The sequence below is a fragment of the Chryseobacterium angstadtii genome (assembly GCF_001045465.1).
In the GTDB taxonomy this organism is placed as follows: Bacteria; Bacteroidota; Bacteroidia; order Flavobacteriales; family Weeksellaceae; genus Chryseobacterium; species Chryseobacterium angstadtii.
Genome location: NZ_LFND01000003.1, coordinates 815,185 through 829,470, shown reverse-complemented (window position 1 = coordinate 829,470; position 14,286 = coordinate 815,185). Strand labels below are relative to the sequence as shown.

Below are 14,286 nucleotides of genomic sequence, written 5' to 3'. Positions count from 1 at the left end.
TTATTAATCAAATGATATATTTACAACATTATTCAATATCAGGTGAAAAAATCAATTATTTTTCTTCTATTATATTTTATTTTATTGTTTTCATCATTATTTTCTGCACAGATTCCCGGAATGGTCAATTATAATGAAGAAGATGGGCTGAACTGTTCTTATACCTATCATCTCCGGCAGGATAAAAACGGTTTTATCTGGATAGGCAGTGATAACGGACTTTTCCGGTTTGACGGGAAAGAGTTTAAACAATATGGAAAAGAAGAAGGATTAAAAAATGTAGATATTATCTCTTGCGAACCCCTACCCAATGGTGAAGTTTTTATTCTTCCTTTCCTGAATGATTTTGCTTATCTGAAAAAAGGCCGCGTCATCAATCTGAATATTAATGATTATTTAAAAAACCAGTTTTCGAGTTCTATTCCTAAAATCACACGTGACGGCAATAAACTTTATCTGTATGGCACAACAAACCCGCAGAATATCTTCACGTATGAAAACGGCAAAGTAAAAAAAACGCCGATCCTTTTGGATTATAAACAAAGAGGGCTTTTAACTGTACAATATGACTTCCGCACTCAGAATCTGTATTTAAATGATCCTGTAAAGGGAGAGATCGTGATTTATCACATAGGCAGCAGGAAAGAACGAAGAATAAAAATAGATCCCGGGCATATTATTTGTGAAAAAGATGATCTTTTTGTTTTAAACAACAAAAACAGTATTGATATCTATCAGCTGGACAATCCTTATCATATTACCAAAAAATATTCTTATAGGACCAAAGAGAATGTTTTCTACGGAGCTATAGATAAAAATAACAAACTGTGGCTCAATGTTCAAAACGGGGGTGTTCTGTATTTTAAACAGTCACTGCTTGAAACTAAAAAAAATCTGGCTCCGCCTGTAAAAATTCTGGGCAACTATGTCATTAATAATGTGCTGGTAGACCGAGATGACAATGTGTGGTTTAATTCCCGGAACAGCGGTGTTTTCTTCATTCCCCAAGCGCTTTTTACGAATCACATCAATTTATCTGTAAAAAACAATTCCGAATACATCAAAGCGATTGCGAGGGATGATAAAAACATTATTCTGGGGTACAACAATTCTTATGGAGCCATTATTTATAAGAATGGTAAAATGCTGGAAATTGTTCTTGATAAAGATAATAAGGATGAAAACAAATCGATTTACATCAACAATAATCTGTCTATTTTCGGGCTGGCCTCTAAAATTGTTGTTCATACGATTTCCACTGGCGAGAATACCAAAATACAATACGCTTTAAAGAGCATTGTTCCCTATACTGAAGATTCTGTCTTTTTCTGTACTGCCGCCAGCCTGCTGGTTTATCATTTAAAGAACAAAAAGATAACCACCGTTCTCAACGAAAGGGTTTATACCGTTCTGCCTTATACCCAAGAAAATTTATTTATCGGGAATTTCAGTGATCTGTACAAATTCAATATCAAAACCAAAACGAAGACTTTATTTTTAAAAGGATATTATTTTACGGATATTAAAAAATTAAAGGACAATGTATATCTGGGAGCTACCAATCTGAACGGAATTATCCTCTTCAACGATCAAAGAATTTTAAATACGATTGAAAAAAAAGATGGTTTAATCAACGATCAGGTCAAAAAAATAACAGTCGAAAATAAAAATATGTTCTGGGCCAGCACCAATTCCGGAATATCCAGGATTGATCTCACAGGAGACAAGGCTTCCATTAACAATTTCACGCAGACAGACGGGCTACCCTCGAATGCCGTTTCAGATTGTGTGATCCGAAACGATACTATTTTCATAGGTACTTCTAAAGGACTGGGCATCTTTCCTGTAAAAAAATTAATGGCTCAGGAAAAGTTTATACAGAAAAAAGTGATCATCAACTCCATAACCATTGAAAATAATGAACATTACAATCCGGGCACAGATTTAACCGGTTACTCAAACAATACGGTGATATTCAGCCTTAGCTTTCCCGATTATGCGTCTCAGGGGAAAATAAGCTATAAATATAAAATAGAAGGTCTTAATGATTCGTGGCAGGTGAATAATTCTTCGAAAATCATACTCAGCTCTATTCCTCCCGGAAAATATGTATTCCGGGTTTACGGATTAGGGTATAACGGAAAACAGTCCTACACGTCTTCCGATATTGCTTTTGAAATCAAGCCGAGATTCTGGCAGACATGGTGGTTCAAACTTATACTTTCACTGATCGCCATCACTCTGATTTCTGTGATCATCAATTCCTATCTGCAAAAGAAGCGCAGTAAAAAGTTAGAGAAATTCTATCACGAAAAAAAAATAGCAGAATTGGAACTGCAGGCGATTAAAGCACAAATCAATCCTCATTTTATTTATAATTGCCTTAATTCCATCAAGTTTTTATTATTCAAGGAAGATTATCAGGAAACGGAAAATTATTTGGATATATTTTCCAGGCTGATCAGGAAAACCCTACATTATTCGGAGAAGACATTTATGCCCATTGAGGAAGAAATAGAGTACCTTTCTCTGTATATGGACATGGAAAAACTTCGCCAGAACGAGCTTTTTGATTATACGATTGAGGTATCCGAAAAAGTAAACAAAAGATGGCTGATTCCTTCATTATTAATCCAGCCCTTTGTGGAAAACGCTATAAAACATGGGATCTCCGGACTGAAACCCGACAAAGGCCTCATCAAAATATCTTTCGATTACATAGATTCTACCCTTTGCATCATTATTGAGGACAATGGTACCGGAATTAAGACTAAAAACGAGTCTCTCATGAATACAGACTCTTTCGGATTGAAATTATCCCAGAAAAGGATTAAAACCTTTCAACAGCTTTTTGAGACCCATATTACTCTGGAGGTCATCAATCTATCCGAGAAGCACGCCAGACAAGGAACCCAAATTAAACTATATATTACCCCTTATGAAAACTCAAATCTGCATCATTGACGACGAGAAACACGGAAGAGACTATATTGCCTTATTACTGAAGAAGGAGTTTCCTGATATCCAGATTGGCTACGAAGCTTCCAGTGTGGAGGAAGCTTACATCTACCTTACAAAACATTCACCGGATATTCTGTTCTTAGATATTCAGCTGAACGACGGTACTGCTTTCGATCTCCTTTCAAAATTTAAAGATATTTCCTCTCAGATTATTTTCGTTACTGCTTTTGAAAATTTTGCCATTCAGGCGATTAAAAACGGGGCTACGGATTATCTTTTAAAGCCTATTAATAAAATTGATTTCATCATAGCCGTTAATAAAGCGCTGGACAATATCAAAAAAACACAGCCTTTACCTACCAATACCAATCCTCTGCAGGATCATAAAATCATTCTTTCCACGCTGCAGGGATTCAAGGTAATCGGCATTGCCGACATTGTCCGCTGCGAGGCAGATTCCAGCTACACGACCTTTTATCTTATCAATAAAACCAAAATAATGGTCTCTAAAACGCTGCATGAATTTGAGCTGATGCTCCCTGAGCTTCATTTTTTCAGAATCCATCACAAGCATCTTATTAATGTTGATCATCTTCAGGAATACATCAAAGGCAGAGGCGGACAGGTGGTAATGAGTGACGGATCTGTTCTGGATGTATCTTTCCGAAGAAAAAATGATTTCCTTCAGAAGATAGGAAATGTGGAGTAACCTGAATTCGGAATAATGTATTTTTCTCAAATTTCAGACTTTCAACTGAGATTAAGAATGTCAATGGTGAATTTTGCTTTGCAAGTGAATATAGGTTGGAGAATAAGAGTCAAGACACATGATTCAGATGATAATTTATTAGCTTAATAACAACCGACTAGCAAGTAATAAACCAGTAACCAGCAACCAAAATCATCCCGAAACTCATAATCCATAATTCAAAACTCAGACTAGAACCACCCTTTTGCGCATTTACTTTCCCGGCCCCCGCACTTATTAGTTGTTCCTGTTTTTTGTTAAGGCTCTTCTCTATTTTCGTCATGCTAATCAACTAAAAAATTATCATGAAAAACATTGCTAACAAAGAACTGACTAAAAAACAAATGAATGCTATTGCAGGGGGAACTGCTTTTATTACTCCAAGCAGCCCGGGAGCAATCAACCCGTCTCAACCTCCTATCGTTCAAAATCCACAACAACCCATTGGAGGGATTCCTGCTATCTACACAATGCCATGGGGCGGGCTTCCGTGGGTGGAACCTAAATAATGGATATTAAACACCCATTCCGGTCTGATGACTGGAATGGGTGTTTAATATCCATTATTCTTTGCCAGATTACTCTGGCTTTATAAAACTTTTAATCTACACCATCACTATGAAAACACTACCTATTATTTTTAAAAAAAGTATTCTCCTGATGTTATTTGCATTTTTGGGAAATACATCGAATGCGCAGGCTCCATGCTCCGATTTCAATGCCACTACAAATTCAGGAGGGAATTGGGCTCCTTCGCCTGCACCTAATGGAAATGTATCTGTAAATTTCGGTTCCGCCAATACTTTAGACGGATCGCAGTATCTTATTTTAGGAGATCAGTCCGGAGGATCGTGGTATCAGAACTCTACAGATTTCAGAGATCTTGGAAAAAGATTCCTCGGGCAATGCCTGTTTTTTGATTTTTATCTGAAAAATGACAGTGGTTTCGGGCAGCCTTATCATCCCTTCATCACCATTTCAAATGGTACTCATAATGCTACATTTACCGCCAATATTACAGTAACACCAGGAAGCGGATGGGTACGTATTAAAGCTCCGATCCAGCTTTCAAGCGGCGGCGTACTCCCAAGTAATTCAGATGGAAGCTGGGTGCTGAATACCTCTACCAATCCGGCAGATTTTGATAACATGATGATGACTTCCACCACACTGGCCATTACTCCTGATATTACGAACACCCAGCAGGAAATAGTATATTTTGACAACATTTGCGTAAAACCATGCAGTGACTGTACAGCGGATTTTACACTGGATACTTCATTCAGTACCTTAAACAATAGCGCTACTGCGAATTTAACCTTGATCAACCCTATTCTTTATTCTACTCCCGGAAATCCCGGACCTACGTATTCTATAGATTGGGGAGACGGCAGTTCATCCAGCTTTATTTATCCTACTACCCTTCATACCTATTCCACGCCGGGCACTTATACCGTTTGTGTTACGGAAAATCAGGGTAAATTCTCCAAATGTAAAAGATGCTTTACTTTCTGCTACACCCCATCAAAAAACATCAGCAATACGGTAAAGGTAAAATCGCCTATGCCCGAAGTTGAAGCCATTATAAAAGCTGAACTTCAGGCTGACAACGAGCAAAAAGAATTTCTTATAGTTCCTAATCCTGCAATAAGTCATATAGAAATACCAACAACCCTGAACGAAAAGCAAACAGTTTCTGTAAGACTTATTGATTCTTCAGGAAAAGTAGTACTGGAAAAATCCGAGAATCTCGGGAAAGGACGTCAAAATATTAAACTTAATATAGAAAGGATGAATCAGGGAGTGTATATCGTTGAATTAAAATCAAACGGTAAAACCAGTTCACAAAAACTGATTATTTCAAAATAAACAGAAATCACTGATCCTGAATCCAATACAAATTATAAAAAGCTTATACCGAAAAAATTTCTACTACAGAAGAAGCTTTTCCCGGTTTATCAGCAAACAAATTAATATTTAAAATAGTAGTCATGAAAACAAGAGAATCATTAATAACACTGAAAAAAGCAGTACATAAATTCGCTTTTAAAGAAAACGCTGTTGGTATAAAAAGAACTTATCTATACAATTCAATCTTCGTTGTACTCCTATCAATAGTGTCTTTGGGCTGTCAAAAAAGTATTGATGAGATTACTGAGCAGCCTTTAGAAAAAAGCACGAAAAGCTATCTGAATAAGAATACAGATAATGACCCCAAAAAGATGTTAGCATTCGAAACATTGTCTGATTATGAAAAATTCTTCAACGATCCGGAATTTGCTAATAAAAAAATAGAAACTACAGATTATTCTCCATTACGCAATACCATTGATAAAATTAATGATTTAACCGATTCCCAGACTCCGGATCTGGAAACCAATCCTATAATTGAAGACGAGATTTATGAGGGCTATGGGTTATTGTTGGATATTTTGAATCAGAAAAAACTTGTAGAACTGGGGAATTACATTGTACGTGTGGATCTTGCAAAGGATAAAATTTACACCATACCCAAAAATTCCCCAAACGCTGTAGATGTTATTCTTAACAGTCCAACAGATGAGTCTTTAGTGGCTTCACATGATCCCAAAACTGAATTAATTTCTTTTCTGTTTAATTTTATAGGATGTAATGATCGTTGGGCACAAAAAAAACAGGTCAGATTAGATTCAGATTCCGATGGCGTATATTGCAGTAACAGGAAAAGAACAAAAAAGGAATTAACGTATCAGTCGGCCGGAATATATTTTTCTATTGTGGGAGAAGCTAAAGGACAGAAGCGTACCCTTATCTGGTTTAGCGACAACAGTCAATATCCTGATATTTCTTACTTCTCTTATACTTTCAAAAGAAGATGTGGCTCTTCAGAATATTGGGGAGGAGATCCTGATAGCTGGGGAAACAGTCTGGCCTGGTCTCATGATGGAAATAAAGCAACATTCAGACCTTATCAAAGTACATATGCTCTGAAAGAATTTAATGTGTATGCCAATATAGTAGGATGCGGAGGCTCCCACACATTACATATTGAAGATTATTAATTCTTACTATAGAAAGTAACTTAAAGAATAATAACATCCAATCTTTCCATCTCGGAAATCCGGGAGGAACTATACCATTGGAATAACGACAGCAGGAGCTATTGGGTTTCTGCTGTTTTTTTTGTTGTATTCCATGCTTAATTTTAATTCATTTTAAAGAATATTCACCTTTATGTGTTGCATTATTATTAATCAAATTCTATATTTACCGCATTATTCAATATAATGTGAAAAAATTATTAATACTTTTCTCATTTTCTTTTATTCTGCTTTTTTCAACATTGTCTTTTGCTCAGATCCCCGGAATGGTCAATTATAATGAAGAAGACGGCCTGAACAGTTCATATACCTACGGGCTCGTGCAGGATAAAAACGGATATATCTGGATAGGAAGTGATAATGGTCTTTTCCGGTTCGACGGAAAGGAATTCAAGCAGTTCAGCAGTAAAAACGGGCTGAAAAATATTGAAGCGCTATATTCTTATCCCCTTCCCAACGGAGAAATTTTTATCGCTACCTTTTTAAATGACTTTGCCTACCTCAAAAACGAGAATATCATCAATTCCACCATCAATACTGAGCTCAAAAAAATAAAATTCAAATACAACCCCGATTTTGCTATTGATGGAAATACACTTTATATGTTTTCCGGGACCAATCCGGATAATATTTATGTTTATCTGAATGAAAAAGTAACCATAATTCCTTTAGAAATAAAAAAAAAATCACCAGATCTCCGCTATACATTCGCATTCGATCCTCATAGCAGATTACTCTATTTTTATGATGACAGCCAGGGACGAAATCTAAAAGCGTATCATATCGACACAAAAAAAGAAACCACCTGCGATCTTTATGTGGAAAAGGGAACGGTTATCTTTAAAAACAAGAATTTTTTCATCTATAGAAACAAGAAAAGCATAGATATTTATGAACTTCAAAACCAATTTATTTTTAAAAAGATTGCAAGTTATCAAATACAGAAAAACGTTTACCGGGTAGTCATAGACCAAAATTTCAGGGTTTGGGCCTGTCTGGAAAAAGGAGGTGTTCTTTACTTCAAACAGTCTCTGAAAGATGGCGGCAACCTCTCTAACCCTGTTAAGATCATGGATCAGTACATTATTCATGATGTTCTGGTAGATAAAGACAATAATGTCTGGTTCTCAACCCGAAACAACGGCCTTTTTTTTATAACCGACAGATTTTTAAAAAACTACTTCCATCTTCCGGTCAGAAATAATTCATCATACATCAAAGCCATTGCAAAAAACGACAAGGGTATTTTTCTGGGTTATGATGAAGCAAAAAGCGGAATTTACCGTAATAAAACTATTACAGATCTTGTTTTTGAAAAAAATTTTAAAATTGAACATAAAGGCATATTTTCTGAAGGCAATACCGTTATATTCGGGCTTACAAAACGGGTTGTTCAGTACAATACGGAAACCGGGGAAAAACATTTTTTAAAGGAATTTGTTCTTAAAAACATTCTTCCCTACACTCCGGGATCTGTCTTGCTTTGCACTTCAGCGGGGCTTACCTCGTATAACTACCGTACCCGGAAGTACGAAGATTTACTCACTAACGAAAAAGTTTACACTGCCCTTCCCTTCGCCCAGGACAGCCTCTTCGCAGGAACATTTAAAGATCTTTACAAACTGAATACAGCCACCAAAAAGAAAACCCTGTTCCTGGAAGGTTATTATTTCACGGATATAAAGAAGCTGGCTCCCAATTTATATGCCGGAGCAACCAATCAGAACGGAATTATTCTCTTTAACAATTCCGGGATCCTTAAAACCATTACCGAAAGCAACGGATTGCCCACCAGCCAGATCAAAAAGCTAGAAATTGAGAACAAAAATACCCTCTGGGCAAGCACAAGCAGCGGACTTTGCAGAATAAGAATTTCAGAACGGACTATTGAAATTGATAATTTTACCCAGACCGACGGCCTGCCTTCAAGTGTGGTAACCGGATGCCTTATTTCCGGGGATACCATTTACGCAGGAACTTCCAAAGGACTTGGAATTCTGTCCATCAAAGATCTGCTCAGCCAAAAGAAATTCATCAATAAAAAAGTCATCATTAATTCCGTGAAAATCGGAGGAAAGGAAATTTTCGACTTCCGGCAGCCGTTAAAAGGCCAGTCATCGGACAACAATGTTACCTTCCATGTAAGCTTCCCCGACTTTACTTCCCAGGGAAATATAAGTTTCCGGTACAGGCTTGAAGGCGCCAGTGACAGCTGGCAGATCAGCAGTTCTCCAAAGATTATTTTCAATGCGCTGCCTCCGGGAAAATATGTTTTAAAAATATTCGGGCTGGGTTATAACGGAAAACGGTCTTATACATCCACGGATGTTCCTTTTGAAATTGTGCCGAAGTTCTGGCAGACGTGGTGGTTTAAATTAATGATCATCAGTCTCGGTGCCGCTGCCCTGTTTATTCTTATCCATACTTATTTTCAGAAGAAAAGAAATAAAAAACTGGAAACCCTTTATTATGAAAAGAAAATAGCCGAACTGGAACTTCAGGCAATCAAGGCACAGATCAACCCGCATTTTATCTACAACTGCCTCAATTCTATCCAGTTTCTGCTTTATAAAAAAAACTATCAGGAAACCGAAAATTATCTTGAAATATTTGCCCACATGATCAGGAAAACCCTGCATTATTCCGAGAAAACATTTATGCCGATCCGGGAAGAAACCGAATACCTGTCTCTTTATCTGAACATGGAAAAACTCAGACTGAAAGATGCCTTCGATTATACCATCACTATTTCTGACCGGGTAAACGAAAACTGGATAGTCCCTTCCCTGCTGATCCAGCCTTTTGTAGAAAACGCGATCAAGCACGGAATCTCCGGTTTAAAGGAAAGAAAAGGAAAAATACAGATCCTGTTTGACCATACCGAAACCTCACTTTGCGTCATCATTGAAGACAATGGAGTGGGTATCGGAAATGGAAATCAGGTAAAAGCTGATTCTTTCGGGGTAAAATTATCTCAGAAAAGAATTGAAACATTCAGGCAGCTTTTTGAGACTTATATACAACTGGAGATTTATGATCTTCAAGAAAAAGAGCAGAGACCCGGCACCCAGATCAAACTTTATATAAAACCTTATGAAAACAAAAATACAAACATGCATCATTGATGATGAGCAGGACGGAAGAGATTATATTGCGCTTTTACTGGAAAATGAATTTCCGGAAATTCAGACTGCATTTCAGGCTTCAAGTGTAGAGGAAGCTTATATTTATCTTTCCAAGAATTCACCTGACATTCTTTTTCTGGATGTTCAGCTTAAAGACGGGACGGCATTTGATCTTCTTTCGAAATTCAGAGCCATAGATTCACGGATTATTTTTATTACCGCTTATGAAAATTTCGCCATACAGGCCATCAAAAACGGAGCCGCCGATTATTTACTGAAACCCATCAAAAAAATAGATTTTATTATTGCCGTGAATAAGGTGCTGGACGCTATCAAGAAAAGCAAAAATACACCGGGAATTTCCTTAAACGAGAATAAAATCAGTCTTCCTACGCTTCAGGGATTCAAAATGACCAATGTAAGTGATATCATCCGCTGTGAAGCAGATTCCAGCTATACCACTTTTTATCTTACGGATAAATCTAAAGTCATTGTTTCCAAAACGCTGCATGAATTTGAAGAGCAGCTTACCAAATACAATTTCTTCAGAATTCATCATAAACATCTGATCAATCTTTTCCATCTTAAAGAATACATCAAAGGCAAAGGCGGCCAGGTGATCATGGCGGATCATTCTATTCTGGACGTCTCTGTACGCAGAAAAAATGATTTCCTATCAAGAATTGAATTCATGGAGTAAATGATCAACTCTATATTCTTATCAAAACAACCTTCCTTTCTATTTCTACCAACCGTACACTATTCAACAACAAACAACGATAAAACAACACCTTACCATTTCCAATTATTCCCAAAACATTTAATCTATAAAATAACTAATCAGCCCTCTTTAAGTGTCGGCTGATTTTTTTTGCGCTTAATTAAATTTTACACACACTTATGTGAAAAATGGCAACACTTATAAATTACAGCTGGTAAATCCGTAAAAAACGGGGTAAACTTGTTAGTGTAATATTACAAACAGATACGGTAAATCTTACTCTTTTTGAAAAGTAAAATACTGTAGCCTATATGAAATACTGCCCGCTAAACAACTACCTCACGGCGGAAAGACAGAGGTAAAACTAAATCTCAATAGTATGAAACTAGAAAGTTTAAAATCAAAGAAATTTGAAGAGTTGAGCGACAATGAAATGAATAAGGTTAGAGGAGGTGAAGTCACCCGTACCGGCGGAGGATACATCTATCTGTATGGAAAGACACAGTCTTATTCTGAAGATCGTTTTGTTGTGCTCAGAGATGGTACCTATGGTGATATGGCTTACAATGTGGGTGGTATATGGGAAATCATATAGATTGAATCCGGATTAAGATAACGCTAAATTAAAATATTATGAAACTAGAAAAATTAAAATCAGAAAAATTTAACACCCTCGGCAACAACGAAATGAGTATCATAAAGGCCGGACAAAACGTGGCTACCAATGGACACATGTTTATGAACAACGGGTCTCCGGACTGGACAAACAGGGATATGAATGTATATAATGATGATACAGGCAAACTTACCACCCAAATTTACTGGACGGCAGACGGCACCAAGCATGTAGTGTCCGTTACACTCTGACAGTCCCTCTAAAACCATAACCACTTAAAACGTCCCGAATAGTAAAAACAGGAATGAAACCAAAACCAAAATATTATGAGACTAGAATCCTTAAAATCAGAAAAATTCAAAGAATTGCAGGACAGTCAAATGTCAACAATCAGAGGAGGAGAATACTTTAATACGAAAGATGGCGGTATTCTCACCATTGGAGGCGTAAGACATACAGGCCTTCCTGAGCGATGGACTATAGGCCCCGATGGGGTAACGCTTACCAAACTTCAGGTTCAGTACGAGGGCACCTGGTATTAACATGAAATGATCAAACTGGAAGTGATGAATCATTTCCAGTTTTTTATTTTACATCTGAATGATGAAACCACCCCCTTCATCCGCTGCAAAATAAACTGGCTCCCGGCCTGATAAGACCTTAAAAAAACAATATGTATGATTCTCATTCAAAGCGACATCACCGATGCGTCTACCAACGATGTAATGGACTGGATTTTCTTTATGGAAAAAGAACAGCAGGTAAAAAGGATCAATAATGAAACGGTTGTTCAAAACATGAGTTTCAAAATATCCGATGCAGATGGCTTTTCGGCAAAGGTATCAACTGATCAGGGCGATTTGGACAGTACCGGAATACAAAAATTCTGGTACAGAAGAGGAAATTTCAGCAGCAAGACTTTAACCTACTCTATCCATGATATAGAACTTAAAAATCTTCTTCTCAAACTTCAGGGTAATTTCCAGCGGGAGAACGAAAGAATGATTGACAATATCTACACCGCCATGGAAAGCGGAAATAAAATCAACAGTTTCCATGAAAACTTTACCAATAAAATTCATAATCTTTCCTACGCCCGTAACGCAGGACTTAAAATTCCTGAAACACTGGTGACCAACAGCTTTGATGAACTGCTGGATTTTGCTATGCGCCATGATTTCATTATCACAAAAGATATTGAGTTTAATGCTTTCCGGTTTTCGTTTGGAGAACAGTCACAGGTGCACATTCATCAGCCTGTCGTAAAACTTTCCAGAAAAGACATTGAAAATCAAAGCATCAAAAACAAAGGGAAATATTTTGGCCATTTCTCTATGTACCAACAATATACAGCGAAAAAATATGAACTTCGGATCTTTTTCCTGAATGGAAAATTGTATACTATGGCCATATTTTCCCAGGCCAATGAAAAAACCCAAACCGATTTCAGAAACTACGACGCCGAAAGACCGAACCGCTGTGTTCAGTATCAGCTGCCAAAGGAAACCGAAATGAAGCTTACCACCTTTATGGAGTCTATTGATATGAACTGCGGCTCTATTGACATGATTTACACACCGGAGAAAGAATATGTCTTTTTGGAAGTAAATCCCGTAGGACAGTTTCAGTGGCTGTCCAAAAACTGCAACTATGACATAGAACGGCAAATAGCCATGGATCTGTTAAAAGAAAAAAGATGAAAAAAGAACAGGAAAAAATAAAGGAAGAAATACAGAACTGGATAGAAGAAAAGAATACCCAGCTATCTCCAAACGCAGGTACATGGCATATAGAAGTATATGAAAATACAGATGATGCAGAGCCTCAGGAGCCTGTAAAACTGGGCAAATACAATGCGGAAGTATCATCTACCAATCCGTTTTATAAACCTTATTCCAAAATGTTTTTATTACCCGTATGAATGAGCTGATGCTTTTATACAGTCACTGTATCATTGTAAAAGGAGCCTCCCGTTCCGTGATCTGTGATCTGCAGAGAAAAAATATCCATCCGGTTCCGAATGCTTTTGCGGAATTATTTGGGAATGGAAGGTATTTTAATGTTCCGGAAATCATGCGGCAGCTTGATGATGAGGGAAAAGAAATCCTCAATGAATATCTGGAGTTTATGGAGCAGAACGAGCTCGCTTTTCGTTGTTCTCACGACGAACTTGCTTTTTTTCCTGAAATGTCAGAAGAATGGTTGTTTCCCGCTCATATCTCACACTGTCTCCTTGATGCAGATCGTGATTTTTTCTATTTTAACGAAGATTTTCTTAAACAACTGGAACGGCTCTGCTGCAATTTCATTCAGTTCAGATTTTTTCAGGAGGCTTCCTGGGCCGAACTGAAGAGAATAATGGATATCATATGCCCTTCACAGATAAAATCGATAGAACTGATCATTCCTTATAAAGAAGAAGATTTTTTTTACCAGGATATAGAGATTTTAGTAAAAAAATATAAGAAAATAAGTATTCTTACCATCAGTGGTGCTTCTGTAGCTAAAATGTACAAACAGGGACATCATGGTTCAGGCTATATTATGCAGACCGATACAAAAATCGGCAGTGAGATTCATTGCGGTGTTGTTCACAGCAGCCTGTTTTCCGTTAATATTTCAACCTATACCGAATCCTTAAAATTCAATTCCTGCCTTAACCGGAAAATAAGTGTAGATGCAGAAGGGAATATTAAGAACTGTCCCAGTATGAAAGAAAGTTTTGGGAATATCAAAGACCGTTCTTTGAATGAAGCCGTGGATGATCCTGAATTTAAAAAATACTGGACTATTACTAAAGATCAGATTACGAAATGTAAAGACTGTGAATTCCGGCATGTGTGCACGGACTGCCGCGCTTATCTCGATCATCCGGAAGACCGGTATTCTGCGCCGCTTAAATGTGGTTATGATCCCCAGACCTGTGAATGGGAGGATTGGAGTACAAATCCTTTGAAGGAAAAGGCAATACACGAATACAGAATGCAGGAATTAGTCAAAAGTATGACCTTTTCTAAAAATAATTAGGTAACAAA

General features: G+C 37.2%; 13 protein-coding genes. All 13 read left to right on the top strand.

Annotated features, from left to right (window positions below):
- The first annotated feature begins 84 nt into the window (after positions 1-84).
- The 13 genes from ACM46_RS11545 (at position 85) to gwsS (ending at position 14,278) form a co-directional block, all read left to right on the top strand.
- Positions 85-2,964, top strand: a complete 2,880-nt coding sequence (locus ACM46_RS11545; protein WP_048506788.1) for a sensor histidine kinase — start codon at positions 85-87, stop codon at positions 2,962-2,964.
- On the top strand, positions 2,939-3,670 hold the full coding sequence (locus ACM46_RS11540) for a LytR/AlgR family response regulator transcription factor (protein WP_048506787.1): 732 nt from the start codon (positions 2,939-2,941) through the stop codon (positions 3,668-3,670). The genes ACM46_RS11545 and ACM46_RS11540 overlap by 26 nt, the downstream gene beginning before the upstream one ends.
- A gap of 344 nt (positions 3,671-4,014) precedes the next feature.
- Positions 4,015-4,218 carry a hypothetical protein gene (locus ACM46_RS11535; RefSeq protein WP_048506786.1) on the top strand — a complete coding sequence of 68 codons (204 nt, stop codon included), beginning with the start codon at positions 4,015-4,017 and terminating at the stop codon, positions 4,216-4,218.
- Positions 4,219-4,327: 109 nt separating this feature from the next.
- Positions 4,328-5,578 carry a T9SS type A sorting domain-containing protein gene (locus ACM46_RS11530; RefSeq protein ID WP_048506785.1) on the top strand — a complete coding sequence of 417 codons (1,251 nt, stop codon included), beginning with the start codon at positions 4,328-4,330 and terminating at the stop codon, positions 5,576-5,578.
- A gap of 122 nt (positions 5,579-5,700) precedes the next feature.
- The gene (locus ACM46_RS11525; protein ID WP_048506784.1) at positions 5,701-6,750 is read left to right on the top strand and encodes a hypothetical protein; all 1,050 of its coding nucleotides are present in this window, start codon (positions 5,701-5,703) and stop codon (positions 6,748-6,750) included.
- A gap of 227 nt (positions 6,751-6,977) precedes the next feature.
- Positions 6,978-9,914 carry a sensor histidine kinase gene (locus ACM46_RS11520; RefSeq protein WP_048506783.1) on the top strand — a complete coding sequence of 979 codons (2,937 nt, stop codon included), beginning with the start codon at positions 6,978-6,980 and terminating at the stop codon, positions 9,912-9,914.
- Positions 9,883-10,614 (top strand): LytR/AlgR family response regulator transcription factor, encoded by a 732-nt coding sequence (locus ACM46_RS11515; RefSeq protein WP_048506782.1) that lies wholly within the window; start codon positions 9,883-9,885, stop codon positions 10,612-10,614. Before ACM46_RS11520 ends, ACM46_RS11515 begins: the two co-directional genes overlap by 32 nt.
- A gap of 400 nt (positions 10,615-11,014) precedes the next feature.
- Complete coding sequence (locus ACM46_RS23115) at positions 11,015-11,230, top strand: bacteriocin (RefSeq protein WP_117614431.1); 216 nt, start codon at positions 11,015-11,017, stop codon at positions 11,228-11,230.
- A gap of 38 nt (positions 11,231-11,268) precedes the next feature.
- On the top strand, positions 11,269-11,502 hold the full coding sequence (locus ACM46_RS11510; protein ID WP_048506781.1) for a hypothetical protein: 234 nt from the start codon (positions 11,269-11,271) through the stop codon (positions 11,500-11,502).
- 75 nt (positions 11,503-11,577) lie between these two features.
- Complete coding sequence (locus ACM46_RS23205) at positions 11,578-11,793, top strand: hypothetical protein (RefSeq protein WP_131707579.1); 216 nt, start codon at positions 11,578-11,580, stop codon at positions 11,791-11,793.
- Positions 11,794-11,928: 135 nt separating this feature from the next.
- Positions 11,929-12,951, top strand: a complete 1,023-nt coding sequence (gene gwsG, locus ACM46_RS11505) for a grasp-with-spasm system ATP-grasp peptide maturase (RefSeq protein ID WP_083997389.1) — start codon at positions 11,929-11,931, stop codon at positions 12,949-12,951.
- Positions 12,948-13,172 carry a hypothetical protein gene (locus tag ACM46_RS11500; RefSeq protein WP_048506779.1) on the top strand — a complete coding sequence of 75 codons (225 nt, stop codon included), beginning with the start codon at positions 12,948-12,950 and terminating at the stop codon, positions 13,170-13,172. The genes gwsG and ACM46_RS11500 overlap by 4 nt, the downstream gene beginning before the upstream one ends.
- Positions 13,169-14,278 (top strand): grasp-with-spasm system SPASM domain peptide maturase, encoded by a 1,110-nt coding sequence (gene gwsS / locus ACM46_RS11495; protein ID WP_048506778.1) that lies wholly within the window; start codon positions 13,169-13,171, stop codon positions 14,276-14,278. Before ACM46_RS11500 ends, gwsS begins: the two co-directional genes overlap by 4 nt.
- Positions 14,279-14,286 lie beyond the last annotated feature (8 nt).

Coding starts and splice junctions, on each gene's coding strand:
- ACM46_RS11510 (WP_048506781.1), top strand. CDS start 11,269: ATGAAACTAGAAAAATTAAAATCAGAAAAATTTAACACCCTCGGCAAC.
- ACM46_RS11500 (WP_048506779.1), top strand. CDS start 12,948: ATGAAAAAAGAACAGGAAAAAATAAAGGAAGAAATACAGAACTGGATA.
- ACM46_RS11540 (WP_048506787.1), top strand. CDS start 2,939: ATGAAAACTCAAATCTGCATCATTGACGACGAGAAACACGGAAGAGAC.
- gwsG (WP_083997389.1), top strand. CDS start 11,929: ATGATTCTCATTCAAAGCGACATCACCGATGCGTCTACCAACGATGTA.
- ACM46_RS11535 (WP_048506786.1), top strand. CDS start 4,015: ATGAAAAACATTGCTAACAAAGAACTGACTAAAAAACAAATGAATGCT.
- ACM46_RS11525 (WP_048506784.1), top strand. CDS start 5,701: ATGAAAACAAGAGAATCATTAATAACACTGAAAAAAGCAGTACATAAA.
- ACM46_RS11515 (WP_048506782.1), top strand. CDS start 9,883: ATGAAAACAAAAATACAAACATGCATCATTGATGATGAGCAGGACGGA.
- ACM46_RS23115 (WP_117614431.1), top strand. CDS start 11,015: ATGAAACTAGAAAGTTTAAAATCAAAGAAATTTGAAGAGTTGAGCGAC.
- gwsS (WP_048506778.1), top strand. CDS start 13,169: ATGAATGAGCTGATGCTTTTATACAGTCACTGTATCATTGTAAAAGGA.
- ACM46_RS11530 (WP_048506785.1), top strand. CDS start 4,328: ATGAAAACACTACCTATTATTTTTAAAAAAAGTATTCTCCTGATGTTA.
- ACM46_RS23205 (WP_131707579.1), top strand. CDS start 11,578: ATGAGACTAGAATCCTTAAAATCAGAAAAATTCAAAGAATTGCAGGAC.